Raw genomic sequence first — 2,333 nt, 5'->3', positions numbered from 1 at the left:
TTCCGGAACGGAAAACCCATTTTTGCCTGTGCAACGTCCCTACACTCCCCTACTCAATCAAATGTAGAAAAGTTTTTGAGAAATGGTATAACATTCTTTTTTTAAGTGGTATTATCTGAACCATCTATAATGTTTTATAGTGCTATAGCAATCCTATTTTAGTTGTAGGGGCTATTCGCGTTTGCGGAGCATTCCTTCAGGAAATCGCCCGTACAGGAGTCAGAATGTTCAAAGCTTTCAGTTGAAATTGGCTATTATAAAACTTATTACAACCTATTTGGGATTGCTATATTCGATCATAGAGGTGTCTAAAATTAATTTTCTAATTTATTTTAGACGCATATCTCGATACATTTTAACCATTTTTCTTCCTCCTTCCTCCTTCCTTCTTCCTTCTATATATTTCAACCATTTTTCTTCATCCTTCCTTCTTCTTTCTTCTTCCCTCTTCACTTCTTCCTTCTTTCTTCTTCCTTCTTCCTTCTTTCTTACTTCTTCAATTTGATTTTTTATTTGTGTAAGTTCCTGTTTTTTCTCAACGATTATCTTTTTCTCTAACTTTAATTGTTCCTGAGTTTCTTTCTGAACTTTATCTTCTTGTTCTAGAAGATTTTCGTAAATCAATATTGCCTGTTCAATTACTTTACTTGCTGATTTAAACTGACTGTAGAAAACCTCAGCAATATTTTCACAAATCCGATTAAATATTTCTCTAGTAGATTTATCAAACTTCTGAAAACACGCATCATAAACTTCCTGTTTAATTTTTATTTCTGGATTCTCTTCATCAGGACTCATACCAAAAAATGAGCTAATCAAAGCCACAGCACCTCCAGTTAAAAGTATTGGTAAAAATCCGACTCCTGTAAACATAAATAAAGCACCTGCAGTTAAACCACCTAATGTTAAATTTTCCCATAAACCTCCTCTTTTACTATCATCATAATTTTCTCCTAACTTAGTTATTGAAGAGATATCTAATCCATCTCCTTTAATATTTTCAATTGCAAAATCAAATTGCTCATTCAAGTTAGAATGGATTTGACAATCTACTGACTGTAAATCCATTCTAATAAATTCTAGATTTTGATATACTTCCTTAGTTAAAATTTCTAAATTATTCACCAGAATTTCTTTAACTTCCTGATTGCTCCAGTTTTCTAATTCAGTTGCCAGAGAACTTGCAAATTCTTCCGCATAATCTTTGATAACTTTTTCCTTATCCCAGAGCAGAGAATGTTCTGAATACCATTCATCACTTTTTTTCTCTAGGCGATCGCCTAATCCTTCTACCCATTTATCCCAAGCTTCAGCAGCTTGTTTAATAGTCTGATTTTTTAATTTTTCAGTAGTTGATAAAATTTGCAAATCTCGTCCACTAGCATCCTCTATTTTTTTCAATATTTCTACTTTTGCCTCGACAGACAAATAAACTTTACCATCTAAAACTTTTTCGGCTCGATCTAATGCTTTTATTCCCTCAGCAATCAAAGCATTAATCTTAGTAAAAATTTGTTGAATTTCTACAGCACCCCGCTCAACTGTCAAAAACTTTTCTATCGAGTGCGTGAAATTATTAAAGTAAGTCAAATATTCATTTTCTTCACTTTCTAAAATTCCATCTAAAGCAGCTTGAGCAGAAATAAAATGTAAACGACTTTCATCAGCAATAATTGGTTTTTCACCCAACAGAAAATTTTCTAATCTCTTTCTAATTTGCTGGCGACTATTTTCATTTCTAACTAAATCCAGAAAATTTACCAACACAAATAAATTATCCGCAGGTAAATCAAGATTATTACCATTTAACTGCAACTTCACAGTTTGAATTAACTCTTGTTCCCCTAGAGTTAATGGACGAGAAGCATTAGTTAAGAAAATCACCGCATCAGTATCTTCTAATAATTTTTTAGTAATAGATATGCGGTCTGGATGTTCATTTAAACCAGGAGAGTCAACAATTTCTACCCCACTTTGACATAACTCTAAATCTGGATGTTCAAAAAATATCTTTTCTAGCTCCGAGTGTGCTAATTCTTCACTTATATTTCCTAAAGCTGCTCTTTCTGAAATAGTTGCTTTTGACTGATATTCTGTTAAAGGAATTTCTGCTTCTTTCCCATCTTTATAATGACAAACAACACGTTTTTGTTCCCCATATTTTAAAACTGTAACTGTGCTACTACAAGGAATTTCTCTGACTGGTTGAATTTCCTCCCCAAGTAAAGCATTTAATAAAGTTGATTTACCTTGACTAAATTCTCCAATTACTGCAATGCGTAATTTTTGGGATTGTATTTTTTCTAAGATTTTATCTATTTCAGATATTAATG

1 protein-coding gene is annotated in these 2,333 nt (G+C 32.4%); it reads right to left on the bottom strand.

Annotated features, from left to right (window positions below):
* Window positions 1-327: 327 nt before the first annotated feature.
* The coding region (locus tag AFK68_RS01300) for a dynamin family protein (protein ID WP_094671018.1) at window positions 328-2,333 on the bottom strand (2,006 nt) is incomplete at its 5' end.

Source organism: Hydrocoleum sp. CS-953 (assembly GCF_002260545.1).
Classification (GTDB): Bacteria; Cyanobacteriota; Cyanobacteriia; order Cyanobacteriales; family Microcoleaceae; genus Trichodesmium.
This window is presented reverse-complemented; position numbering and strand designations above follow the sequence as displayed.